Origin of the sequence: Streptomyces sp. B21-105, assembly GCF_036898465.1 — a bacterium.
Classification (GTDB): domain Bacteria; phylum Actinomycetota; class Actinomycetes; order Streptomycetales; family Streptomycetaceae; genus Streptomyces.
Window position 1 is genome coordinate 4699386 of the sequence record NZ_JARUMJ010000001.1, and the last position, 24360, is coordinate 4723745.

The 24360-nt window shown below is 69.3% G+C and carries 21 protein-coding genes; 12 read left to right on the forward strand and 9 right to left on the reverse strand.

The genetic code is table 11. From position 1 onward, the window contains the following. Window positions 1-22 precede the first annotated feature (22 nt). The 6 genes from murJ (at window position 23) to trxA (ending at window position 7370) form a co-directional block, all read left to right on the forward strand. The gene (murJ, locus tag QA802_RS21150) at window positions 23-2314 is read left to right on the forward strand and encodes a murein biosynthesis integral membrane protein MurJ (RefSeq protein WP_334525018.1); all 2292 of its coding nucleotides are present in this window, start codon (window positions 23-25) and stop codon (window positions 2312-2314) included. A 138-nt stretch (window positions 2315-2452) separates the two neighbouring features. After that, on the forward strand, window positions 2453-4168 hold the full coding sequence (locus QA802_RS21155) for a protein kinase family protein (protein WP_334525021.1): 1716 nt from the start codon (window positions 2453-2455) through the stop codon (window positions 4166-4168). Window positions 4169-4194: 26 nt separating this feature from the next. Beyond that, window positions 4195-4938, forward strand: a complete 744-nt coding sequence (sigM, locus tag QA802_RS21160) for an RNA polymerase sigma factor SigM (RefSeq protein WP_334525024.1) — start codon at window positions 4195-4197, stop codon at window positions 4936-4938. After that, a complete protein-coding gene (locus tag QA802_RS21165) occupies window positions 4935-5834 on the forward strand; it encodes an anti-sigma factor family protein (RefSeq protein WP_334525027.1) in 900 nt (299 codons plus the stop codon). Before sigM ends, QA802_RS21165 begins: the two co-directional genes overlap by 4 nt. Before the next feature lie 191 nt (window positions 5835-6025). Continuing rightward, window positions 6026-6994, forward strand: a complete 969-nt coding sequence (gene trxB, locus QA802_RS21170) for a thioredoxin-disulfide reductase (RefSeq protein ID WP_306950472.1) — start codon at window positions 6026-6028, stop codon at window positions 6992-6994. A 43-nt stretch (window positions 6995-7037) separates the two neighbouring features. Then, window positions 7038-7370 carry a thioredoxin gene (gene trxA, locus QA802_RS21175; protein WP_057576621.1) on the forward strand — a complete coding sequence of 111 codons (333 nt, stop codon included), beginning with the start codon at window positions 7038-7040 and terminating at the stop codon, window positions 7368-7370. A gap of 124 nt (window positions 7371-7494) precedes the next feature. Here trxA and QA802_RS21180 read toward each other — a convergent pair whose 3' ends face one another. The 9 genes from QA802_RS21180 to rpmH form a co-directional block, all read right to left on the reverse strand. Further along, entirely contained in the window at window positions 7495-8112 is a 618-nt protein-coding gene (locus tag QA802_RS21180; protein WP_334525033.1) for a GNAT family N-acetyltransferase, read from the reverse strand. A 340-nt stretch (window positions 8113-8452) separates the two neighbouring features. Continuing rightward, window positions 8453-9544 carry a ParB/RepB/Spo0J family partition protein gene (locus QA802_RS21185; RefSeq protein ID WP_334525036.1) on the reverse strand — a complete coding sequence of 364 codons (1092 nt, stop codon included), beginning with the start codon at window positions 9542-9544 and terminating at the stop codon, window positions 8453-8455. Then, window positions 9541-10614: an AAA family ATPase gene (locus QA802_RS21190; RefSeq protein WP_334534780.1), complete on the reverse strand. Its 1074-nt coding sequence runs from the start codon at window positions 10612-10614 to the stop codon at window positions 9541-9543. The genes QA802_RS21185 and QA802_RS21190 overlap by 4 nt, the downstream gene beginning before the upstream one ends. A 249-nt stretch (window positions 10615-10863) precedes the next feature. Next, window positions 10864-11580 (reverse strand): 16S rRNA (guanine(527)-N(7))-methyltransferase RsmG, encoded by a 717-nt coding sequence (gene rsmG / locus QA802_RS21195; protein ID WP_334525039.1) that lies wholly within the window; start codon window positions 11578-11580, stop codon window positions 10864-10866. A gap of 118 nt (window positions 11581-11698) precedes the next feature. Continuing rightward, on the reverse strand, window positions 11699-12211 hold the full coding sequence (locus tag QA802_RS21200; RefSeq protein ID WP_319165797.1) for a Jag family protein: 513 nt from the start codon (window positions 12209-12211) through the stop codon (window positions 11699-11701). 14 nt (window positions 12212-12225) lie between these two features. After that, window positions 12226-13503, reverse strand: coding sequence for a membrane protein insertase YidC (gene yidC / locus QA802_RS21205; protein ID WP_334525043.1), 1278 nt, complete (start codon window positions 13501-13503; stop codon window positions 12226-12228). Window positions 13504-13506: 3 nt separating this feature from the next. After that, a complete protein-coding gene (gene yidD, locus QA802_RS21210) occupies window positions 13507-13860 on the reverse strand; it encodes a membrane protein insertion efficiency factor YidD (protein ID WP_306950477.1) in 354 nt (117 codons plus the stop codon). After that, window positions 13857-14228, reverse strand: coding sequence for a ribonuclease P protein component (gene rnpA / locus QA802_RS21215; RefSeq protein WP_334525046.1), 372 nt, complete (start codon window positions 14226-14228; stop codon window positions 13857-13859). The genes yidD and rnpA overlap by 4 nt, the downstream gene beginning before the upstream one ends. Before the next feature lie 21 nt (window positions 14229-14249). After that, a complete protein-coding gene (gene rpmH / locus QA802_RS21220) occupies window positions 14250-14387 on the reverse strand; it encodes a 50S ribosomal protein L34 (protein ID WP_334525049.1) in 138 nt (45 codons plus the stop codon). A gap of 376 nt (window positions 14388-14763) precedes the next feature. Here rpmH and dnaA point away from each other — a divergent pair, with 376 nt between their 5' ends. The 6 genes from dnaA to gyrB all read left to right on the forward strand — a co-directional run bounded on the left by dnaA (window position 14764) and on the right by gyrB (window position 24324). Continuing rightward, entirely contained in the window at window positions 14764-16773 is a 2010-nt protein-coding gene (gene dnaA, locus QA802_RS21225; protein WP_334525052.1) for a chromosomal replication initiator protein DnaA, read from the forward strand. A 1130-nt stretch (window positions 16774-17903) separates the two neighbouring features. Further along, window positions 17904-19034 carry a DNA polymerase III subunit beta gene (gene dnaN, locus QA802_RS21230; protein WP_057576638.1) on the forward strand — a complete coding sequence of 377 codons (1131 nt, stop codon included), beginning with the start codon at window positions 17904-17906 and terminating at the stop codon, window positions 19032-19034. A 210-nt stretch (window positions 19035-19244) separates the two neighbouring features. After that, window positions 19245-20120, forward strand: coding sequence for a phosphogluconate dehydrogenase (NAD(+)-dependent, decarboxylating) (gnd, locus tag QA802_RS21235; protein ID WP_334525055.1), 876 nt, complete (start codon window positions 19245-19247; stop codon window positions 20118-20120). 75 nt (window positions 20121-20195) lie between these two features. Next, complete coding sequence (gene recF / locus QA802_RS21240) at window positions 20196-21317, forward strand: DNA replication/repair protein RecF (protein WP_334525058.1); 1122 nt, start codon at window positions 20196-20198, stop codon at window positions 21315-21317. Continuing rightward, window positions 21314-21853, forward strand: a complete 540-nt coding sequence (locus QA802_RS21245; protein WP_334525061.1) for a DciA family protein — start codon at window positions 21314-21316, stop codon at window positions 21851-21853. Before recF ends, QA802_RS21245 begins: the two co-directional genes overlap by 4 nt. Window positions 21854-22263: 410 nt before the next feature. After that, window positions 22264-24324, forward strand: a complete 2061-nt coding sequence (gyrB, locus tag QA802_RS21250) for a DNA topoisomerase (ATP-hydrolyzing) subunit B (RefSeq protein WP_334525064.1) — start codon at window positions 22264-22266, stop codon at window positions 24322-24324. Window positions 24325-24360: the final 36 nt, after the last annotated feature.

Genomic DNA, 24360 nt, shown 5'->3' on the forward strand with positions numbered 1-24360 from the left:
GGGACGATGAGGTGGGGTAACCATGAACGCGCCGTACGAGGGTGACCGCGGCCAGGCCGCGGGCGGCTCGGGCCCTCCCGAGGGCATGCCGCCCGAGAACGGACAGGTGCCGCCGCAGCACCCCGCGGACATGTACCTCCAGGACGCCTACGACCAGGACCCCTACCGGTCCCAGGACCTCACCGCGCAGGACCCGGTCGCCGAGGCGCTCTACGACCGCGCCGCGCACCCCCCGCCGCCGCCCGGCGCCCACCAGCCGCCGCAGCCGCTCTACGGCACGCCCCCGCAGTCCCCGTACGCCCCCGACCCGCGTATGTGGGCCCAGACCCCGGCGCCCGAGCCTGAGGGCCCCACCCAGTACCTGCCCTACGGCGACAACCCGCGCACCACCCGGTTCGTCGGCGTCGACGACCTGGTGACACACTCCGGCGAGCAGCAGCACCAGCCCGACGCCTTCGCCCACCTCTTCCGGGACCAGCAGCAGAGCGGTCACCCCCAGCAGCAGGCCGGCTCGGCGGAGCCCCCGGCTGTGCCGGGCCCGGCACAGCCTCCCGGCGGACCGGCGGGGGCTGCCCGCTATCAGACCCCGGCGTCCCCTTCCCCCGCGGTGGACCAGACGATGAACCTCACCGCCACGCCCGACGCCGCTCCCGTGCCCGACGCCGCGGTTGCCCCGAAGAAGGGCGGCCGCGCCGCGGGTCTGCTGAAGTCCAGCGCCGTCATGGCGGCGGGCACGATGGTCTCCCGCCTCACCGGCTTCGTCCGTTCCGCGCTGATCGTCTCGGCACTGGGCATCGGTGTCCTCGGCGACACCTTCCAGGTCGCCTACCAGCTGCCGACGATGATCTACATCCTGACCGTCGGCGGCGGCCTCAACTCCGTCTTCGTGCCGCAGCTCGTGCGCGCCATGAAGGAGGACGAGGACGGCGGCGAGGCCTTCGCCAACCGGCTGCTCACCCTGGTCATGGTGGCGCTGGGCGTGCTCACGGTCGCCGCGATCGCCGCGGCCCCCGTCCTGATCCGCCTTTTGTCCGACTCGGTCGCCAGCAACCCGGCGGCCAACGAGGTCGGCGTCACCTTCGTCCGCTACTTCCTGCCCTCGATCTTCTTCATGGGCGTCCACGTGGTGATGGGTCAGATCCTCAACGCGCGCGGGAAGTTCGGCGCGATGATGTGGACGCCGGTCCTCAACAACATCGTCATCATCGTGACGCTGGGCATGTTCATCTGGGTCTACGGCACCTCCGCCGACTCGGGCATGAAGGTCACGACCATCCCGCCGGAGGCCGAGCGGCTGCTCGGCGTCGGGATCCTGCTCGGCCTGGTCGTGCAGGCCCTCGCGATGATCCCGTACCTGCGCGAGACCGGGTTCCGACTGCGGCTGCGCTTCGACTGGAAGGGCCACGGGCTCGGCAAGGCCGCGACCCTCGCCAAGTGGACCGTCCTGTTCGTCCTGGCCAACCAGGCCGGCGCGCTCGTCGTCTCCCAGCTGTCCACGTCGGCCGGCGAGGACTCGCCGGTCGAGGGCACCGGCCTCGCGGCCTACGCGAACGCCCAGCTCATCTGGGGCCTGCCGCAGGCCATCATCACCGTCTCCCTGATGGCCGCGCTGCTGCCCCGCATCTCCCGCTCGGCCGCCGAGGGCGACGGCGGCGCGGTCCGCGACGACATCTCGCAGGGCCTGCGCACCACCGCCGTCGCGATCGTGCCGATCGCCTTCGGCTTCCTCGCCCTCGGCATCCCGATGTGCACGCTGATCTTCGGCTCCTCGGGCACCAGCGAAGCCACCAACATGGGCTTCATGCTGATGGCCTTCGGCCTCGGCCTGATCCCCTACTCCGTGCAGTACGTCGTCCTGCGCGCCTTCTACGCCTACGAAGACACCCGCACCCCCTTCTACAACACGGTCATCGTGGCCGCGGTCAACGCGAGCGCCGCGGCGCTCTGCTACTTCGTCCTGCCCGCCCGCTGGGCGGTGGTCGGCATGGCGGCCTCCTACGGCCTGGCGTACGCGATCGGGGTCGGCGTCGCCTGGAACCGGCTGCGCAAGCGGCTCGGCGGCGACCTCGACGGCTCCCACGTCCTGCGCACGTACGCCCGTCTGTGCATCGCCTCCGTACCGGCCGCCCTGATCAGCGGCGCGGCCTGCTACGGCATCGGCCACAGCCTCGGCCAGGGCGTCCTGGGCTCGTTCGCCGCGCTGCTGGCCGGCGGGGCGCTGCTGCTCGGCGTCTTCTTCGTCGCCGCCCGCCGCATGCGCATCGAGGAGCTCAACTCGCTCGTGGGTATGGTGCGCGGACGCCTGGGTCGCTGAGACAAGGGGTAGGCGCACAACCATCGCCCGCCGCTGCGTGTCGTGCATAGCGGCGGACTGTGGGCACAATTGGGTTCGGCGTCGGACGGCGCGCACGGGGTCGGACGGCGCGCAATGGATGGGGAGGCAGGAACGACGGTGGCAGAACGGAGCACAGCTGCCGTCGACGTGGCAGACAACAGCGGTGACGAGCCGCTGACCGCACAAGCGGACCAGTCCACGGCCGACGGGGTGGTCAAGAACCGGGAGCAGGACACGGACAGCGACGAGGCACAGGGGAGCGGCGGGACGGAGCGTCCCGGAAAGGCCTCACCGCCGGAACTGCACAGCGGTCACAAGCTCGCCAGACGCTACCGCCTCGAAGAGTGCGTCACCCGTCTGGACGGTTTCAGCAGTTGGCGTGCGGTCGACGAGAAGCTTCGTCGGGCCGTGGGCGTCCACATCCTGCCCGCGGACCATTCACGGGCCCGTTCGGTGCTGGCCGCGGCCCGCTCCTCCGCCCTGCTCGGCGATCCCCGCTTCGTCCAGGTGCTGGACGCCGTCGAGGAGAACGACCTCGTCTACGTGGTCCACGAATGGCTGCCCGACGCCACCGAACTGACCGCGTTGCTCGCGGCCGGTCCGCTGGAGCCGCACGACGCCTACCAGATGGTCAGTCAGATCGCCTCCGCGATGGCGGCGGCACACCGCGAAGGCCTGTCGCACCTGCGGCTGAACCCCAACGCCGTGCTGCGCACCTCCTCGGGGCAGTGGCGCATCCGCGGCCTCGCCGTGAACGCCGCCCTGCGCGGCGTCGCCACCGACACCCCCCAGCGCGCCGACACCGAGGCGATCGGCGCCCTGCTCTACGCGGCGCTCACGCAGCGCTGGCCCTACGAGAACGACGCCTACGGGCTGTCCGGCCTGCCCAAGGACGTGGGGCTGATCGCACCCGACCAGGTGCGCGCCGGCGTCCACCGCGGGTTGTCGGAGCTGTCCATGCGCGCGCTCGTCAACGACGGCGCGACCGCATCCCGGCACGAGGCCGCCTGCACCACGCCGGAGGAGCTGGTGAAGGCGATCGGTGAGATGCCCCGCATCCGCCCGCCGGAGCCGGCGTTCACCGCACCGCCGGAGTACCAGCGCACGACGTACCAACAGGGCACCTACGGCCGCCCCGCGCCACACCCGGGCGCCGCTCAGCGAGTGCCGGTGCCGCCGGCTCCGCTGCAGGGCCGCACCGGCAGGGCCCTGAAGTGGGCGGTCTCCGCCCTACTCATCGCCGCGCTCGGACTCGGCAGCTGGCAACTCGCGGACGCCCTGATGGACCGCGCCAAGCCCGACGACACCGACCAGACGCAGACGACCGACGAGGGCGACAAGAGCAGCACGGCGCCCAAGCCGGTCAGTGTCCTCAAGATCCACGATGCCTCCGAGTACTACCCGGACGGCACCCCGCAGCACGCCAACGACGCGAAGCTCACCTACGACGGCGACAGTTCGACCTACTGGCGGTCGCGCTCCTTCGACGAGGGGCCCGTGCTCGCGCCGTACAAGAAGGGGGTGGGCATCGTCTACGACCTCGGCTCGGAGAAGGACGTCTCAGCGGTCTCCATAGGGCTTCTCTACAGCGGCGACTACACCGCAGCCGGCCTGTACGCGGCCGATTCGCTCTCGTCGTCGGCTCCTCTGTCGTCCATGAAGAAGATCGCCGAAGCCCGGACGTCCGGTCGGGAACTGAAGATTCCCGCCAAGACAGCGGTGAAGACGCGATACGTTCTCGTATGGATCACCGCCGCGCCCAAGAACGCCCGCGACCAATGGACTGGCGACGGCTACAAGCAGGCCATCACCGACGTGAAGTTCACGGGCTGACGTCTCACCGGAAGGGGAGGAGGCCCATGCCGGACGGCGCCGCACACGACCCAGTGAGCGACATGGACCTCCTCGCCCGCCACGTCGAGGGCGACCCCGACGCCTTCGGCGAGCTCGTACGGCGTCACCGTGACCGCCTCTGGGCGGTGGCCCTGCGCACGCTGGGAGACCGCGAGGAAGCCGCTGACGCCGTCCAGGACGCCCTCGTGTCCGCCTACCGGGCCGCCCACACCTTCCGCGGCCAGTCCGCCGTCACGACCTGGCTGCACCGCATCACGGTGAACGCCTGCCTCGACCGGGCGCGCAAGGCGGCTTCCCGCAAAACCTCACCGGTCGACGACGCCGAACGGCTGGAGCAGCTGCTGGAGCCGCACGAGTCCGCGTCCGCCCCCGCCGAACGCAACGACCTGCACCGCCAGCTCATCGAGGCGCTCGGCACCCTCCCGCCCGACCAGCGCGCCGCACTGGTCCTCGTGGACATGCAGGGCTACCCCGTCGCCGAGGCCGCCCAGGTGCTCGACGTGCCGACCGGGACCGTCAAGAGCCGCTGCGCCCGTGGCAGAGCGAGACTCCTGCCCCTGCTCACCCATCTGCGGCCGGGCGGCGGTGACGCCGACAAGAACCCCGAGGCCGGCAGAAGACGGGGGTCAGGACGGAACCAGGCGCAGGGGACATCCGTCCCACCGGCAGCGGAACCTCATGTCGAGGGTCCGGACGGCGCCGGGACAGGCGATTCCACTGCAGTGAAGGGCGGAGGTGGGCGGGCGTGACATCCACGAGAGACACGACCGGGCACCCGGACGTCGCAGAGATCTCCGACCTCACCGAGGGCCTGCTCGATCCCGCCCGGAGCGCCGCCGTCCGCCGACACCTGGACACCTGCACCCTCTGCGCGGACGTCCATGACTCGCTGGAGGAGATCCGAGACCTCCTCGGCACGCAGCCCGAACCGCCGCGCATGCCGGGCGCTGTCGCCCGCCGTATCGACGCCGCCCTCGCCGCCGAGGCCCTGCTTGGCGCCACGGCCGCCGACGCGGAAGCGGCCTCTGTTTCACGTGAAACAACGACGGCCCCAGGCCGCCCCGCGGGGCATGCCCGCAGCACCACCACTGGGCCGGGCCGGAAAAGCCAGAAGGGCGGCAGCGGCCGCACGCGGCTCGGTCGTCGTCGGGTAGCCGTCCTCGGCGCGGTCTTCACCGCGGCGGCACTGGGACTCGGCTCGGTCCTGGTGTCGTCCCTCACGGGCGGCGGGAGCCCGGGCACCACGGCGCATCAGACCGCCGTGCCGGACACCTTCTCCACCAGCAAGCTCGAGGGGCAGGTCGCCGCTCTCCTGACCAAGGCCGGAGGCTCCCGCACCCCGCAGAGCAAGGGCATCCAGGGAGAGACCGGCGACGAGTCCGGCAGCGAAACCGGCAAGGGATCGCCCCGAGTCCTGCGACAGCCCACGCTTCCGTCGTGCGTGCAGCAGGGGATCGGCCGCAGCGAGCCGGCTCTCGCCACTGAAGAGGGCACCTACCAGGGGACGCCGGCTCTGCTCGTCGTACTCCCCGACACTTCGGACAGCACCCGGGTCGACGCCTACGTCATGGACAGGACCTGCGTGGATCATGCATCGGCGAGCCCGGCCGACGTTCTGCTGACGACCACTTACACCCGTCGCTGACGCCCGTCACACGCATCGCCGGCATCCTCTGTCGCGCATCATCCCTCTGCCGGCGTTCCCTGCGGTCTCGTCCCTCCGTGTGCCCGGACACACCGGGAATGCGCGCCCCTTAGGATCCGTTGGGTGGGGTGAGAGTCCAAGTGGCTCCCACCGCTCGACCGATGCAGTCCCCAGAGACGAGGAATCCAGCCGTGAGCGACGTCCGTAACGTGATCATCATCGGCTCCGGTCCCGCCGGCTACACCGCCGCGCTGTACACCGCGCGCGCGTCGCTGAAGCCGCTGGTGTTCGAAGGCGCAGTCACCGCGGGCGGTGCTCTGATGAACACCACCGAGGTCGAGAACTTCCCCGGCTTCCAGGACGGCATCATGGGCCCCGAGCTCATGGACAACATGCGCGCCCAGGCCGAGCGCTTCGGTGCCGAGCTGATCCCCGACGACATCGTCTCCGTGGACCTCACCGGTGAGATCAAGACCGTCACGGACACCGCCGGCACTATCCACCGTGCCAAGGCCGTCATCGTGACCACCGGATCCCAGCACCGCAAGCTCGGCCTGCCGAACGAGGACGCCCTGTCCGGCCGCGGCGTCTCCTGGTGTGCCACCTGTGACGGCTTCTTCTTCAAGGACCAGGACATCGCCGTGATCGGCGGCGGCGACACCGCGATGGAGGAGGCCACCTTCCTCTCGCGCTTCGCCAAGTCCGTGACGATCGTCCATCGCCGGGACACGCTGCGCGCCTCCAAGGCGATGCAGGAGCGCGCCTTCGCCGACCCGAAGATCAAGTTCATCTGGGACAGCGAGGTCGCGGAGATCCACGGTGACCCGAAGCTGGCCGGGCTGAAGCTGCGCAACCTCAAGACCGGCGAGCTGTCGGACCTGGCGGTGACCGGTCTGTTCATCGCCATCGGCCACGACCCGCGGACCGAGCTCTTCAAGGGCCAGCTCGACCTCGACGAGGAGGGCTACCTGAAGGTCGCCGCGCCGTCCACCCGCACCAACCTCACTGGTGTCTTCGCCGCCGGCGACGTCGTGGACCACACCTACCGCCAGGCGATCACCGCAGCCGGCACCGGCTGCTCCTCCGCTCTCGACGCTGAGCGCTACCTCGCCGCGCTCGCGGACGAGGAGCAGGCCGAGCCCGAGAAGACCACCGTCTGACCCCCCTCCCCGCCCCCCTGCACAGAGAAGTAAGGAGCCCCCTGTGGCCGGCACCCTGAAGAATGTGACCGACGCCGACTTCGAAGAGGTCGTCCTCAAGAGCGACAAGCCCGTCCTGGTGGACTTCTGGGCCGAGTGGTGCGGTCCGTGCCGCCAGATCGCTCCCTCCCTCGAGGCGATCGCCGCCGAGCACGGCGAGAAGATCGAGATCGTCAAGCTCAACATCGACGAGAACCCGGCCACGGCAGCCAAGTACGGCGTCATGTCGATCCCGACCCTCAACGTGTACCAGGGCGGCGAGGTCGCCAAGACCATCGTCGGTGCCAAGCCGAAGGCTGCACTCGTACGCGACCTAGAGACCTTCATCTCCGAGTGACGAACCGTGCGTGAGGCATCGCGCAGCTTCACGACAGACACGTGTGGGCCAACCCCGGGGCTGGCCCACACGTGTTTCACGTGAAACATCGGCCCGCCGAAAAAACCGGCGTACCGACAGGCCTCTACAGAGGCCGCAACGCAGGTTCCTTCTGGACCGCCCCCAGCAGCCGGTCCAGCGCCATCTCCACGTCTTCCTTCCAAGAGAGCGTCGTCCGCAGCTCCAGCCGCAATCGGGGATGGGCGGGATGAGAACGCATCGTCTTGAAGCCCACCGCCAGTAGATGATCGGCAGGGAGTACGCAGGCCGGCCCGGACCAGCGGGCGTCGCCGAACGCCTCGATCGCCTTGAAGCCCCGTCGCAGCAGATCCTTGGCGACGGTCTGGACCATCACACGGCCCAGACCCTGCCCCTGGTACCCCGGCATGATGAACGCTGTCATCAACTGCACGGCGTCCGGCGACACGGGGCTCGTGGGAAAGGCCGTCGAGCGGGGAACGTAGGCAGGCGGCGCGTAGAGAACGAAGCCCACCGGAGCGTCGTCCACATAGACGACCCTGCCGCACGATCCCCAGTCCAGCAGGACGGCAGAAATCCAGGACTCCTTCTCCAGAGCGGATGTCCCCGCATTTACCGCGGCCTCGCCCCTGACGGGATCCAGTTCCCAGAAGACACACGAGCGACAGCGTCTGGGAAGGTCCTGAAGGTTGTCCAGCGTGAGCGGTACGAGCCGACGCCCCATGAAGGCTGTTCCTCGCTTCCTACGCCCGCGGCTTCACGAGCGGCTGTCAGAGCGCCCCGTTCCCTGAGCAGACTGCCGACGAATCCGCCGACCGCCCCCAGTCCCAGTCCCGCGCTCACCAGTCCGGTCCGGCTCATCGTTCGCATGCCCTCGCCTCCCGCTCCGAGGTACTGCCAGGTGGATGCGCCACAACCTCTCCGCATCGTATCCACCATGCGAGACCATCGATACTGTCCGCAAGCAAAGAGCGAGCCGTGTTCCGGTACACAACCGGACACGGCTCGCTCACCGGCCCCTCAGCCCGGCTCTGGCACGGCTCTGCCCCGGGCCGAGCCGCCGCTCAGTCCTCCGTCTCCTCCGCCTCGCCCTCGACGACACCCTGCTGCAGCACAGGCCCCTCTCCGGGAGCCAGCGTGCCGAGGATGCGCTCGAGGTCCTCCATAGAAGCGAACTCGACGGTGATCTTGCCCTTCTTCTGGCCGAGGTCGACCTTCACCCGCGTCTCGAAACGGTCCGAGAGCCGCGTCGCGAGGTGGGTCAGCGCCGGCGACACCCGACCCCCGGCACGCGGCCCCTTGGCGCGCTGAGCCGTCTGCGGACGCGAGCCCATCAGCGTCACGATCTCCTCGACCGCTCGCACCGAAAGACCCTCGGCGACAATGCGGTGAGCCAGCCGGTCCTGCTCCTCCGAGTCGTCGACCGAGAGCAGTGCCCGGGCGTGCCCCGCAGAGAGCACCCCGGCCGCGACCCGGCGCTGGACCGCCGGCGAGAGCTTCAGCAGACGCAGGGTGTTGGAGACCTGCGGACGGGACCGGCCGATACGGTCCGCCAACTGATCATGCGTGCAGTTGAAGTCCTTCAGCAGCTGATCGTAGGCGGCCGCCTCTTCCAGCGGATTCAGCTGAGCCCGGTGCAGGTTCTCCAGAAGGGCGTCCAGGAGCAGCTTCTCGTCGTCCGTGGCCCGCACGATCGCCGGGATCGCCTCCAGGCCCGCCTCACGGCAGGCCCGCCAACGCCGCTCGCCCATGATGAGCTCGTAGCGCCCGGGGCCGACCTGACGCACCACGACCGGCTGGAGGAGCCCGACCTCCTGGATGGAGGTGATCAGCTCATGCAGGGCATCCTCGTCGAAGACCTCACGCGGCTGGCGCGGATTCGGCGTGATGTGGTCGAGGGGGATCTCAGCAAAGTGCGCGCCGATGGGCGGCGCAGGCGTCTCGAGGATGCTGCTCGCGGACAGCTCCTCTGTTTCACGTGAAACAGCCGGCAGTGTGGCCACCTTCGCTGCGGCCACCCCCCGGTCAGTCGTCAGCACCGGGCCCGATGCGGGCGAGGTGGACCCTCCGCCGACTTGAGCCGGCGTCTTCTCTGTCGGGGCAGCGGGGATCAGCGCACCAAGGCCACGGCCCAACCCCCTCCGTCGCTCACTCACTGGACGCCCTCCACCATGTTCGGGTTGTTCTGATTGCCGATATGGGCGTGCGTGGCGTCATAGCTGACACCGACGCCCTTCAGCGCAAGCTCTCGTGCTGCCTCAAGATAGGAGAGGGCACCGCTCGATCCGGGATCGTAGGTCAGCACCGTCTGCCCGTAGCTCGGCGCTTCGGAGATGCGGACGGAGCGGGGAATGCTCGTCCGCAGTACCTCGTCGCCGAAGTGGGTGCGCACCTCTTCGGCGACCTGTGACGCGAGGCGCGTCCGGCCGTCGTACATGGTGAGCAGGATGGTCGACACATGCAGGGTCGGGTTGAGGTGTCCCCGAACCAGGTCGACGTTGCGGAGCAACTGTCCGAGTCCCTCCAGTGCGTAGTACTCGCACTGGATCGGGATCAGGACCTCGGCACCGGCCACCAGCGCGTTGACCGTCAGCAGGCCGAGGGAGGGCGGGCAGTCGATGAGGATGTAGTCCAGCGGCTGCTCGTACGCCTGGATCGCTCTCTGCAGCCGGCTCTCACGGGCCACAAGAGAGACCAGCTCGATCTCCGCGCCGGCCAGGTCGATCGTGGCCGGGGCACAGAAGAGGCCTTCCACATCGGGGACCGGCTGGACAACCTCCGCAAGCGGGCGGCTGTCGACCAGCACGTCATAGATGGACGGGACCTCGGCGTGGTGATCGATCCCCAGCGCGGTGGACGCGTTGCCTTGCGGGTCGAGGTCGACCACCAGGACACGGCCGCCATGCAGGGCCAGGGAAGCGGCAAGGTTGACGGTCGTCGTCGTCTTGCCCACACCGCCCTTTTGGTTGGCGACGACAATCACACGGGTCTGCTCAGGGCGTGGCAGACCCTCGCCGGCGCGGCCCAGAGCCTCCACCGCGAGTTGGGCAGCACGACCGATCGGAGTGTCATCCATCGGGGGCGGTGTTTCACGTGAAACATCCTCCCCGAACGACTCGGTACGGGGACCGGGGACCGGATCGGTCATCGGTCCCGCGATGTTGGCGTCGGACCGCAAGGCTTCACTCTCCTCGACTTCAGGCTCGCAATGAACAGAGCCTCCCATGTCTTCGGGGTCGTGAACCAGTGAGGCCTGGTCTTCTGTGGAGAAATCCGTCTCTGTGGACAACTCGCGCACCTCATCGAGTGAACCGAGAGGCTTGCGGTCGCGAGGTTCGGCTGCGGCGCGACCGCGACTGATGATGCCTTGGAGCAGTGAGCGACGTTTCACGTGAAACACGATGCACAGCCCGTGTGGCCGGACCCTTGCGACACTCCGCGACGAGGAGGATGGGCAGCTTGTGTGGAGTACGCCTCAGCGGCGTCGCCGGGTCCGGCCGGTCCGCGCCGCCTTCGCCCGCTTCGCCGCGAACCGTACACCGCCCGGGCTCTCCCCGACCTCGACCCGCACCACCGTGGACAGCGGCTCCACCACTCCCTCACCGACCTGCAGAATGGAAGTGCCCACCGCGCCCAGCTTGCTCAGGGCGGTGGCCGCGCTCTTCAGCTCCTCCTCCGCGGTGTCCCCCTTGAGGGCGAGCATCTCACCGTAGGGTCGCAGCAGAGGGATGCCCCAGGTGGCGAGCCGGTCCAGGGGTGCCACAGCCCGGGCGGTCACCACATGGACCGGTGACATCGTGCCCATGACCTCTTCGGCACGGCCGCGGGCAACCGTCACATGGTCCAGGCCCAGGAGCTCGACGACCTCGGTGAGGAAGTTGGTGCGGCGCAGCAGCGGCTCGAGCAGGGTGATCTTCAGGTCCTCCCGCACGAGCGCCAGCGGAATGCCAGGCAGCCCGGCACCCGAGCCCACGTCGCACACCGTCACACCCTCCGGCACAACCTCGGAGAGCACGGCACAGTTCAAAAGGTGCCTCTCCCACAGGCGAGGCACCTCACGCGGGCCGATGAGCCCACGCTGCACGCCTGCCTCGGCCAGCAGCTCGGCGTATCGGACCGCATCATCGAAGCGATCGCCGAATACCTCGCGTGCCACCTCGGGCGCAGAGGGGAGCTCCGCTGCCTCCGTCACGGGGACCGTCCTTCCGTACCGCATCAGCGCTTGGAGCGCCGACCACCAGAACTACCAGGCTGACAAAGACCGGCCCCGTCTGCACAACAGACGGGGCCGGGGTGATGTACGTACCGAATCAGTTGGGCAGCACGACGACGAAGCGCTGCGGCTCCTCGCCCTCGGACTCGCTGCGCAGGCCGGCGGCCTTGACCGCGTCATGGACGACCTTGCGCTCGAAGGGCGTCATCGGCTTCAGCCGCACCGGCTCACCGCTGTTCTTCGCGTCGGCCGCAGCCTTCGCGCCCAGCTCGGAGAGCTCGGCACGCTTGCCGGCGCGGTAGCCCGCGACGTCCAGCATCAGCCGGCTGCGGTCACCGGTCTCCCGGTGCACGGCCAGGCGCGTCAGCTCCTGCAACGCCTCCAGCACCTCGCCGTCCCGGCCGACCAGCTTCTGCAGGTCACGGGTGCCCGCGTCGCTGATGATCGACACGGCGGCGCGGTCGGCCTCGACGTCCATATCGATGTCGCCGTCGAGGTCGGCGATGTCCAGCAGACCCTCGAGGTAGTCCGCCGCGATCTCGCCCTCCTGCTCCAGGCGGGTCAGGGTGTCTGCACCTTCGGCGGCGGCGGAGGTGGTGCCTTCCGTCACGGGATGGGCTCCTTCTACTTCTTGGACGGGGACTTGGGGCGCTGCGGGCCGCTCTTGCGCTGCCCGGACTGGGCCTTGCTGCGGCCTCCGCTACCGGGCTTGGGCGTGGCCTGCTTGGCACCTCCGGCGGCCTGGGAGGGCTTGGCGTCCTCCGGCTCGTCAGACTTGATCAGCGAGGTGGTCTCGCCGGCCGCCTTGGGGGCAGTGGACTGGCGCTGGGACTTCGACTGCCGCTTGGGCTGCTGACGCTTGGCGGCCGCGCTCGTCTGCGCGCCGTCCTCGGCCTGCGCGGCGGCCTGGGCCTCGCTCTTGATCACGGTACCGTCGGCCTGGGCCGCGAAGCCCACCTTGGTCAGACCGTTGATGAACTTGCGCTCGGCGTCGTTGCGCTCGCGGCCCTTGGCCACGATGGCCTTAACGATGGCCTTCTCACCGCGGCTGCGGGTCTTGCCGTGGTGCGTGACGTGCTTGTACAGGCGCTCCAGGTACGCGGCCTGAGCCTTGGAACCCGGCGTCGGGTTGTTGCGGATCACGTACATCTGCTGGCCCATGGTCCACACGTTGGTGGTCAGCCAGTAGACGAGGACACCCACGGGGAAGTTGATGCCGAATACGGCGAACATGACCGGGAAGACGTACATCAGCATCTTCTGCTGCTGCATGAACGGCGTCTTCACCGAGGTGTCGACGTTCTTCGTCATCAGCTGGCGCTGCGTGAAGAACTGCGAGGCCGACATCAGGACGATCATGATCGCGGTGACCACGCGGACGTCGGTCAGCGACGCGCCCAGCGACTCCACCTTCGCCGCGCCGTCGGTGAACTTCGCCGCCAGCGGAGCGCCGACGATGTGCGCCTTGCGCGCGCTCGCCAGCAGCTGCTCGTTGATGACGCCGATCTGGTCGCCCGTCGCGATGCCGTTGAGCACGTGGTACAGGGCGAAGAAGAATGGGGACTGCGCCAGGATGGGAAGGCACGAGGAGAGCGGGTTGGTGCCCGTCTCCTTGTACAGCTTCATCATCTCTTCGGACTGACGCTGTTTGTCGTTCTTGTAGCGCTCCTGGATCTTCTTCATCTCGGGCTGGAGCGTCTGCATGGCCCGCGTCGACTTGATCTGCTTCACGAAGAGCGGGATCAGGCAGATACGGATCAGGATCACCAGAGACACGATCGACAGGCCCCAGGCCCACCCGGTGTCGGGGCCGAAAATGGCGCCGTACACCGTGTGGAACTGGACGATGACCCAGGAGACAGGTGTCGTGATGAAGCTGAAGAGGCTGGCAATCGTGTCCACTAATCATGCTCCTTGGGCATGGGACGGTGTCTCTGCGGCCGGGCTCGAAGCAGTCGGGCCTTCGGTGGCCGTTTCGGCGGCGGAGGTCCCGCCCCTGCGTGCACGCCAGGCGTCACGCAACATTTCGTGCCACCGCGGGCGCTTGCGCGGCGGAACATGGTCCACGCCGCCGAGCGACCACGGGTTGCACCGCAGGATCCGCCAGGCGGTGAGTGCCGTTCCCTTGATCGCGCCGTGTCGGTCGATGGCCGTGTAGCCGTAGTGGGAGCACGACGGGTAGTACTTGCACACCGGCCCGAGCAGCGGACTGATCGTCCACTGGTAGAGCTTGATCAGAGCCAGCAGCGGGTACTTCATCGCGCGCCCCCTCCCAGTAGCCGTACGAGGGCGGCATCCAGGTCTTGGGCCAGCTGTGCGTGGTCGGCGTCGCCCGCCCCGGGCAACGCCCGTACGACTACCAGGCTACCGGGGGGGAACCGGGTGACTCGCTCGCGCATCAGGTGACGCAGTCTGCGCTTGACCTCGTTGCGCACGACCGCGCCGCCCACAGCCTTGCTCACGACGAAACCCGCACGCGTCGGGGGAGCGCTCTCCCCAGGCGCGTGCGGGTCCGTGGAACCGCTTCGAAAATGGACCACGAGGGTCGGGCGGCCGGCCCGACGACCTCGTCGTACCGCGGTCGCGAAGTCCTCGCGCCGCCTCAGCCGATGCTCGGTAGGCAGCACGACGTCATGACCTGATCAGGCTCAGGCGGACAGGTTCGAGCGACCCTTGCTGCGGCGGTTCGCGAGGATCGCGCGACCGGCACGGGTGCGCATCCGCAGGCGGAAGCCGTGGGTCTTGGCACGACGGCGGTTGTTCGGCTGGAAGGTGCGCTTGCTCACTCGGGGGCTCCAGAAATCAATCGGTGGTGGCGGGGTGCCGTCCTGGCTGTCACCGTGCGCCCACGAGGTAGCTCGCGGTCAACGCCCGAGTGCACCGCTTCCCGATCACCTGACGCGATCTGTGCCCATCGGAGGCAGGCGGCAGCAGCCATCGACAACTCGACCTGGTTACGGTACGCGCGGCTACGCCATCCGGTCAAACCGGCGGTCACAGGGAGACACTGTCCACAGCCTGGGGACAACAACTTGAACCGTACCCGTCGCCCTGACTACCGTGGCTGAACTCCGATTCGTTCCTTTGCCCTGCCCCCGCCCGAAATGAATCCCGACCGTCCCACACTCACACGTTCGTGGGACCCACGAGAGAGCGTGCCCTGTGGCTGACGTGCCTGCCGATCTTGCCGCAGTGTGGCCACGAGTACTGGAGCAGCTCCTCGGGGAGGGACGCGCCCAGGGCGTCGAGGTGAAGGACGAACGCTGGATCCGCCGCTGCCAGCCGCTCGCGCTGGTCGCCGACACCGCCCTGCTGGCCGTGCCGAACGAGTTCGCCAAGACCGTCCTGGAGGGCCGCCTCGCGCCGATCGTCAGTGAGACGCTGAGCCGCGAGTGCGGCCGCCCGATCCGCATCGCGATCACCGTCGACGACTCGGTCGGCGAGCTCCCGGCCCCGTCGCCGTCGGCGCCGCCCGCACCGCAGCACGCCCGCTACGACGAGCCGGAGCTTCCCGCCGCGCCCTACGACGGACCGGACGGCCGCTACGAGTCCCAGAACCAGTCCGCGTACGAGGGCCGTTACGAGGGCTACGGCCGGCACCGCGGCGACCAGCTGCCCCCCGGGGCCGGCGACCAGTCGCCCGGCACGCGCCCGGACCAGCCGCCCGGCTCCCGCGCGGACCAGCTCCCCACCGCGCGCCCCGCGTACCCGTCGGAGTACCAGCGCCCCGAGCCGGGCGCCTGGCCGCGGCCGCAGCAGGACGAGTACGGCTGGCAGCAGCAGCGGCTCGGCTTCCCGGAGCGCGACCCCTACGCGTCGCCCTCGTCCCACGACTCCTACGGCGGGCACCCGGCCCAGGACCCGTACGGCTCGCCCGCGCAGGATTCCTACGGGCCGCCGTCCCAGGACTACCGTCCCCAGCCTGTGGACCGTCCGCCGTACGACCGCAAGCGCGCGGAGTACGAGCCGCCGCGCTCCGACTACGACCAGCGCGACCCCGGCCGGCGTGAGCTGTCCGAGCCGCCGGCCGGTCCCGGGCACCCGCACCGCGGCGGCCCGGCCGGCCCCGGCCAGAGCGGCGCGGGCGGGTCCGTCGGCTCCCCCTCGGCGTCACCGGCGACGGCGGGTCCCGGTGAGCCGACCGCGCGACTGAACCCGAAGTACCTCTTCGACACGTTCGTCATCGGCGCCTCCAACCGGTTCGCTCACGCGGCCGCCGTCGCCGTCGCCGAGGCGCCCGCGAAGGCCTACAACCCCCTGTTCATCTACGGGGAGTCGGGCCTCGGCAAGACGCACCTGCTGCATGCCATCGGGCACTACGCGCGGAGCCTCTACCCGGGCACCCGCGTGCGGTACGTGAGCTCGGAGGAGTTCACCAACGAGTTCATCAACTCCATCCGGGACGGCAAGGGCGACAGCTTCCGCAAGCGGTACCGCGAGATGGACATCCTGCTCGTCGACGACATCCAGTTCCTCGCGGACAAGGAGTCGACGCAGGAGGAGTTCTTCCACACCTTCAACACGCTCCACAACGCCAACAAGCAGATCGTGCTCTCCAGCGACCGGCCCCCCCGGCAGCTGGTGACCCTGGAGGACCGGCTGCGCAACCGCTTCGAGTGGGGCCTGACCACCGACGTCCAGCCGCCGGAGCTGGAGACGCGCATCGCGATCCTGCGCAAGAAGGCGGTGCAGGAGCAGCTGAACGCCCCGCCGGAGGTGCTGGAGTTCATCGCCTCGCGGATCTCCCGCAACATCCGCGAACTGGAGGGCGCGCTGATCCGGGTGACGGCGTTCGCGTCGCTCAACCGGCAACCGGTGGACCTGGGGCTGACCGAGATCGTCCTCAAGGACCTGATCCCCGGCGGTGAGGACTCCGCCCCCGAGATCACCTCGACGGCCATCATGGGCGCGACCGCCGACTACTTCGGCCTCACCATCGAGGACCTCTGCGGCACCTCGCGCGGGCGCGCACTGGTCACGGCACGGCAGATCGCCATGTACCTGTGCCGCGAGCTGACGGACCTGTCGCTGCCGAAGATCGGCGCGCTGTTCGGCGGCCGCGACCACACGACCGTCATGCACGCGGACCGCAAGATCCGCAATCTGATGGCCGAGCGGCGCTCCATCTACAACCAGGTCACCGAGCTGACGAACCGCATCAAGAACGGCTGACGCCCCCGGAGAGCACCGTCGCGTGCTCGCCCCGCGGGAGAGCAGCGTCGCCTGCGCACGACGAGAAGCGTCCCTGGAGAAGCCTCCGGGGGCGCTTCTCGTCGTTCCACGGGTCGCGCGGACGGTCGCCGCCCGGCCCTCCACCGCCCTGCCCGCCCTCCACCGCTGTCCGGCGACCGTCCGCGGCCCTCTCCAGGGCCGGTAGGACAACTCCAGAACCCGCTGCAGAACCCGCATGACGACCGTCCGCGACCCCTTCGCGGGGTGCCCGCGGTCCCGCACGGCACATCCGGCCGGCGTACGACGGCCGCCCGCCCGTCGTACGCCGCTCGTACAGCGCTCACCCGTTGTTCGAATACGGGCCCGGGTTACGGCCTCTCTCCACAGATTCGGTGACTTTCTTCCGTCCACACCCTGGGGACCGCGAAGTTGTCCAGACTGTGTCCACAGGCGGACGAGGTGCGGGAGGATCTCTCCAGGTCACTTGGCTGTGGATTCGTGGACGAAGAATGTCCACAGGCTGTGGACAAAGAAATGATCCACAGCCTGTGCACGGAGTTGTCCACCGACTACCCACAGGCTGCGGCCAGTTGTCCCCAGCGATCTTCGACTTCTCCACACCTCTGTCCACTGTTCGGCAACTCGCCGCGCCTCCTCACCGGGTCGAGTGAAAGGCGTCACACGAAGGTGCCGGAGCGCCCTGTGGGAAACGAGGCCAAACCTGGGGACGCAGCTGGGGAGAACTCGCCCCACCCTGTGGACGGTGTGTGCAGAACTTTCCGTTCTCCACAGAAGACCCGAGTTGTCCACCGGCTCCACCCACAGGGTCGGTGGACAAAATATCGCCCCTGAGCTGCGAAAACGCAGTTATCCACTGTATCCACAGCCCCTACTACTACTCCCGACTAGAGAGAGCGAGGAATCCGTTTAGAAGGGGGTCCTGTGCACAACTCGCTCTCCGGTGCCCGGCTACCCCTCGTCACGACTTGACCCCGAGGGGCACCTACTGTCAGTGCGGTGCGTCAGACTGGTCCCCGGTGGTCCTGCCCCGCACCGGGGCCGACCACACCGAGACAGCGACGGAAGCCAGGCAGGGCGAGAAGCGCCGGCAACAGCAGGAGGCGGCAAGAGTGAAGATCCGGGTGGAACGCGACGTACTCGCGGAGGCCGTGGCCTGGGCGGCGCGCAGCCTCCCGGCCCGCCCGCCGGCGCCGGTCCTCGCCGGCCTGCTGCTGAAGGCGGAGGACGGGCAGCTGAGCCTGTCCAGCTTCGACTACGAGGTCTCCGCCCGGGTCTCGGTGGACGCCGAGACCGAGGAGGAGGGCACGGTCCTCGTCTCAGGCCGGCTCCTCGCCGACATCTGCCGCGCCCTGCCCAACCGCCCGGTGGAGATCTCCACAGACGGTGTACGGGCGACGGTGGTCTGCGGTTCCTCGCGGTTCACCCTGCACACGCTGCCGGTGGAGGAGTACCCCTCCCTGCCGCAGATGCCGAACGCGACGGGCACGGTGCCCGGCGAGGTCTTCGCCTCCGCGGCCGCCCAGGTCGCCATCGCCGCCGGGCGCGACGACACGCTGCCGGTGCTGACCGGCGTGCGCATCGAGATCGAGGGCGACACCGTCACGCTGGCCTCCACCGACCGCTACCGCTTCGCCGTCCGTGAGTTCCTGTGGAAGCCGGAGAACCCCGAGGCCTCCGCGGTCGCCCTGGTGCCCGCCAAGACGCTCCTGGACACCGCCAAGGCCCTCACGAGCGGCGACAGCGTCACCCTGGCGCTGTCGGGCGGCGGCTCCGGCGAGGGCCTGATCGGCTTCGAGGGCGCGGGCCGACGCACCACGACCCGCCTGCTGGAGGGCGACCTCCCGAAGTACCGCACGCTGTTCCCGACCGAGTTCAACTCCGTCGCCGTGATCGAGACCGCCCCCTTCGTGGAGGCCGTCAAGCGCGTGGCGCTGGTCGCGGAGCGCAACACCCCGGTGCGGCTCAGCTTCGAGCAGGGCGTGCTCATCCTGGAGGCCGGTTCCAGCGACGACGCACAGGCTGTGGAGCGGGTCGACGCCCAGCTCGAGGGCGACGACATCTCGATCGCCTTCAACCCGACCTTCCTGCTGGACGGCCTCAGCGCCATCGACTCCCCGGTCGCCCAGCTGTCCTTCACGACGTCCACCAAGCCCGCGCTGCTCAGCGGCAAGCCCGCGCTGGACGCGGAGGCGGACGACGCCTACAAGTACCTGATCATGCCCGTGCGGCTGAGCGGCTGAGCGGCCGTCCGGTCGGCGGCGCGGTCGCCCGAGGTCGTCCACAGGCTGTGGCCGAACGGTCTCCGGACTGTGGACGAAGCCGCAGGTGAGCGGCGAGATGGGTGGTACGTCTGAGCGCGTATGCCCACAGGTGTGCGTGAGGGTCCGGGTTTAGGCTCGGACTGGGCACGAGGTGCCTCACACGCCACACAGCGACCTAAGGAACAACTGATGGAGCTCGGTCTCGTCGGCCTCGGCAAGATGGGCGGCAACATGCGCGAGCGGATCCGCCGCGCCGGCCACACCGTCGTCGGATTCGACCGCAACCCGGACCTTGCCGACGTCCACAGCCTCGAAGAGCTGGTGGGCAGGCTCACGGGCCCGCGCGTGGTCTGGGTGATGGTTCCGGCCGGCGCCGCCACCCAGTCGACCGTCGACACGCTCGCCGAGCTGCTGGAGCCCGGCGACGTCGTCGTGGACGGCGGCAACTCCCGCTGGACGGACGACGAGAAGCACGCCGAGGAGCTCGCCGCCAAGGGCATCGGGTTCGTCGACTGCGGTGTCTCCGGCGGCGTCTGGGGCCTGGAGAACGGCTACGCGCTCATGTACGGCGGCGACGCGGAGAACGTCGCCAAGGTGCAGCCGGTCTTCGACGCGCTCAAGCCCGAGGGCGACTTCGGCGCGGTGCACGCCGGCAAGGTCGGCGCCGGGCACTTCGCCAAGATGGTCCACAACGGCATCGAGTACGCCATGATGCAGGCCTACGCCGAGGGCTGGGAGCTGCTCGAGAAGGTCGACTCGGTCACGGACGTGCGCGAGGTCTTCCGGTCCTGGCAGGAGGGCACCGTCATCCGCTCCTGGCTGCTCGACCTGGCCGTCAACGCCCTCGACGAGGACGAGCACCTCGACAAGCTGCGCGGCTTCGCCCAGGACTCCGGCGAGGGCCGGTGGACGGTCGAGGCGGCCATCGACAACGCCGTGCCGCTGCCCGCGATCACGGCCTCGCTGTTCGCGCGGTTCGCCTCCCGGCAGGACGACTCGCCGCAGATGAAGATGATCGCCGCGCTGCGCAACCAGTTCGGCGGCCACGCCGTCGAGAAGAAGTAATCCACAGGGTCGCTCCGCGATCCACAACCGCTCCACAACCGCGATCTACAGCCCTGGGGAGGTCGGCGAACGACCATGCACGTCACGCATCTGTCGCTGGCCGACTTCCGCTCGTACGCCCGGGTCGAAGTTCCGTTCGACCCGGGCGTCACCGCTTTCGTGGGCCCCAACGGGCAGGGCAAGACGAACCTCGTCGAGGCCGTCGGCTACCTCGCCACCCTCGGCAGCCACCGGGTTTCCTCCGACGCGCCCCTGGTCCGCATGGGTGCCGACCGCGCGATCGTCCGGGCGCAGGTCAAGCAGGGTGAGCGGCAGCAGCTGATCGAGCTGGAGCTGAACCCGGGCAAGGCCAACCGGGCCCGCATCAACAGGTCGTCGCAGGTCAGACCTCGTGACGTGCTGGGCATCGTGCGGACCGTGCTGTTCGCGCCGGAGGATCTCGCGCTGGTGAAGGGCGACCCCGGCGAGCGGCGCCGCTTCCTCGACGAGCTGATCACCGCGCGCTCCCCGCGGATGGCGGGGGTGCGCTCGGACTACGAGCGGGTGCTCAAGCAGCGCAACACGCTGTTGAAGTCCGCGGCGCTCGCGCGCCGGCACGGCGGACGGTCCATGGACCTGTCGACGCTCGACGTGTGGGACCAGCATCTCGCGCGCGTGGGCGCCGAACTGCTCGCCCGGCGCCTCGACCTGGTCGCCGCCCTGCAGCCGCTGGCCGACAAGGCGTACGAGCAACTGGCGCCCGGCGGTGGACCCGTGGCCCTGGAGTACAAGCCGTCGGCGCCGGGTGAGGCGCACACGCGTGACGGTCTCTACGAGCAGTTGACGGCCGCCCTCGCGCAGGCCCGTAAGCAGGAGATCGAGCGGGGCGTCACCCTTGTCGGGCCGCATCGGGACGATCTCTTGCTGAAGCTCGGGCAGTTGCCCGCGAAGGGGTACGCGTCGCACGGCGAGTCCTGGTCGTACGCGCTGGCGCTGCGGCTGGCCTCCTACGACCTCCTGCGGGCGGAGGGCAATGAGCCGGTCCTGGTCCTGGACGACGTCTTCGCCGAGCTGGACGCCCGTCGGCGGGAGCGGCTGGCGGAGCTGGTCGCTCCCGGCGAGCAGGTGCTGGTGACGGCGGCGGTCGACGACGATGTGCCCGAGGTGCTCGCCGGGGCGCGGTACACGGTGTCCGAGGGGTCGGTGGAGCGCGTATGAGCGCCGCCGACGAGCCCGCTCCGAAGCGGGTGCCCGAGCCGTCCGGCGTCGACCTCGCGCGCGTGGCGCTGAGGGCGGCGCGGGAGCAGGCACGCGCGCGTGGGGACGCGGCGCAACAGAAGAAGCAGGTCCGGCGCGGGGCGGGGTTGCGTTCCGGGGCGCGCGCGGACGGGCGTGACCCGATGGCGTTGGGCGCGGCGATCAACCGGCTGCTCAACGAGCGTGGCTGGGAGGCGCCGGCCGCGGTGGGCGGCGTGATGGGCCGGTGGCCGCAGATCGTCGGCGAGGACGTGGCGAAGCACTGTGTGCCCGAGCGGTACGACGAGGAGGAGCGGACGCTCGTCGTGCGCTGTGACTCGACGGCCTGGGCGACGAACCTGCGGCTGCTCGCGCCGACGCTGGTCGCGCGTCTCAACGAGGATCTGGGGCACGGTGCGGTGCGGTTGATCAAGGTGCTGGGTCCGGGCGGTCCCGTGCGCCGCTACGGCCCTCTGAGGGCCCCGGGAAGCACCGGTCCGGGCGACACCTACGGGTGAGGTGCGTCACGTCTTCGTGAGGCCGGGTGGTCCCGTCGTGACCGCCCGGCCTTCGTTTCGTGTACTCGCGCGTGGGTCTGCGCGGCGACCTGACTCCCAAGTAGCCAAGGGTTGACACCCGGAAGCGCTGAGTGCCGCTGTGAGCCTCTTGGAGCCCCCTTCCGTATATCGGGACCCGGAAGACGCCGGTTGAGGGCGGCACATGCGGACTCAGGTACCGGCAAACCCCCATCAGTGTCAGTGCTACCGGTAGACTGGAAGCCAATCCCGCCCCGAACGTGGGGACCGCCCGGGAGAAGTCGAGCAACGCTGATCAAGGCTTACCAACGCAACATGCCGCAGCCGCTCCGGCAACCCTCCGCAGAGGGGGCCCCGGAGGTCGGCTAGTGCTGTGCCAGAAAGGGCGCTTCGTGGCCGATTCCGGCAACACCGACGAGAACATCCCGTCCACCGACGCCGGCGCGAACAGCGGGGCGAGCACCTCGAGCCACGAGGTCACCGCCTCGTACGACGCCAGCGCCATCACCGTCCTCGAGGGTCTGGACGCGGTCCGCAAGCGACCCGGTATGTACATCGGCTCGACCGGCGAGCGCGGTCTGCACCACCTCGTGTACGAGGTCGTCGACAACTCGGTCGACGAGGCCCTGGCCGGCCACGCGGACACCATCGACGTGACGATCCTCGCCGACGGCGGCGTGCGGGTCACCGACAACGGCCGGGGCATCCCGGTGGGCATCGTGGCCTCCGAGGGCAAACCGGCCCTGGAGGTCGTGCTGACCGTGCTTCACGCGGGCGGCAAGTTCGGCGGCGGCGGTTACGCGGTCTCCGGTGGTCTGCACGGCGTCGGCGTCTCCGTCGTCAACGCCCTGTCGAGCAAGGTCGCCGTCGAGGTCCGGACCGACGGCCACCGCTGGACGCAGGACTACAAGATGGGCGTTCCCACGGCGCCGCTGGCCAAGCACGAGGCCATCGAGGAGACCGGCACGTCGGTGACCTTCTGGGCCGACGCCGACATCTTCGAGACCACCGAGTACTCCTTCGAGACGCTGTCGCGGCGCTTCCAGGAGATGGCGTTCCTCAACAAGGGCCTCACCATCAAGCTCACCGACGAGCGCGAGTCGGCGAAGGCCACCGCCGGGGCGGACGAGGCGGGTGCGGACGAGAAGGACGAGGTCAAGACCGTCACGTACCACTACGAGGGCGGCATCGTCGACTTCGTGAAGTACCTCAACTCCCGCAAGGGGGAGGCGGTGCACCCCACCGTCATCGACCTGGAGGCGGAGGACAGGGACAAGAGCCTGTCCCTCGAGGTCGCCATGCAGTGGAACAGCGGTTACAGCGAGGGCGTGTACTCCTTCGCCAACATCATCCACACGCATGAGGGCGGCACGCACGAGGAGGGCTTCCGTGCGGCGCTGACCAACCTGGTCAACAAGTACGCGCGCGACAAGAAGCTGCTGCGCGAGAAGGACGACAACCTCACGGGCGACGACATCCGCGAGGGTCTGACGGCGATCATCTCGGTCAAGCTGAGCGAGCCGCAGTTCGAGGGCCAGACCAAGACCAAGCTGGGCAACACGGAGGCCAAGACCTTCGTCCAGAAGGCGGTCTACGAGCACCTCAACGACTGGCTGGACCGTAACCCGGTCGAGGCGGCGGACATCGTCCGTAAGGGCATTCAGGCGGCCACCGCGCGCGTGGCGGCCCGCAAGGCGCGGGATCTGACGCGCCGCAAGGGTCTGCTGGAGTCGGCGTCGCTGCCGGGCAAGCTCTCGGACTGCCAGTCGAACGATCCCACCAAGTGCGAGATCTTCATCGTCGAGGGCGACTCGGCCGGCGGCTCGGCCAAGTCCGGCCGTAACCCGCAGTACCAGGCGATCCTCCCGATCCGCGGCAAGATCCTCAACGTCGAGAAGGCGCGGATCGACAAGATCCTGCAGAACCAGGAGATCCAGGCGCTGATCTCCGCCTTCGGCACGGGCGTGCACGAGGACTTCGACATCGAGAAGCTCCGCTATCACAAGATCATCCTGATGGCGGACGCCGACGTCGACGGCCAGCACATCAGCACCCTGCTGCTGACCTTCCTGTTCCGCTTCATGCGGCCGCTGGTCGAGGCCGGGCACGTGTACCTCTCCCGCCCGCCCCTCTACAAGATCAAGTGGGGCCGGGACGACATCGAGTACGCGTACTCCGACCGCGAGCGTGACGCGCTGATCGAGATGGGCCGCCAGCGCGGCAAGCGGGTGCGCGAGGACTCCATCCAGCGCTTCAAGGGCCTCGGCGAGATGAACGCCGAGGAACTGCGCGTCACGACGATGGACCAGGAGCACCGCGTCCTCGGCCAGGTCACCCTCGACGACGCCGCCCAGGCCGACGACCTGTTCTCGGTCCTCATGGGCGAGGACGTCGAGGCGCGCCGCGCCTTCATCCAGCGCAATGCCAAGGACGTCCGCTTCCTCGACATCTGAGTCGGTCTCAGCTGACCGCGTCAGAAAGGATTCCCC

Excerpts from the sequence above, each read along its gene's own strand:
- murJ (WP_334525018.1), top strand. The coding sequence starts at position 23 with ATGAACGCGCCGTACGAGGGTGACCGCGGCCAGGCCGCGGGCGGCTCG.
- sigM (WP_334525024.1), top strand. The coding sequence starts at position 4,195 with ATGCCGGACGGCGCCGCACACGACCCAGTGAGCGACATGGACCTCCTC.
- QA802_RS21180 (WP_334525033.1), bottom strand. The coding sequence starts at position 8,112 with ATGGGGCGTCGGCTCGTACCGCTCACGCTGGACAACCTTCAGGACCTT.
- QA802_RS21190 (WP_334534780.1), bottom strand. The coding sequence starts at position 10,614 with ATGGGAGGCTCTGTTCATTGCGAGCCTGAAGTCGAGGAGAGTGAAGCC.
- yidD (WP_306950477.1), bottom strand. The coding sequence starts at position 13,860 with ATGAAGTACCCGCTGCTGGCTCTGATCAAGCTCTACCAGTGGACGATC.
- gnd (WP_334525055.1), top strand. The coding sequence starts at position 19,245 with ATGGAGCTCGGTCTCGTCGGCCTCGGCAAGATGGGCGGCAACATGCGC.
- recF (WP_334525058.1), top strand. The coding sequence starts at position 20,196 with ATGCACGTCACGCATCTGTCGCTGGCCGACTTCCGCTCGTACGCCCGG.
- QA802_RS21245 (WP_334525061.1), top strand. The coding sequence starts at position 21,314 with ATGAGCGCCGCCGACGAGCCCGCTCCGAAGCGGGTGCCCGAGCCGTCC.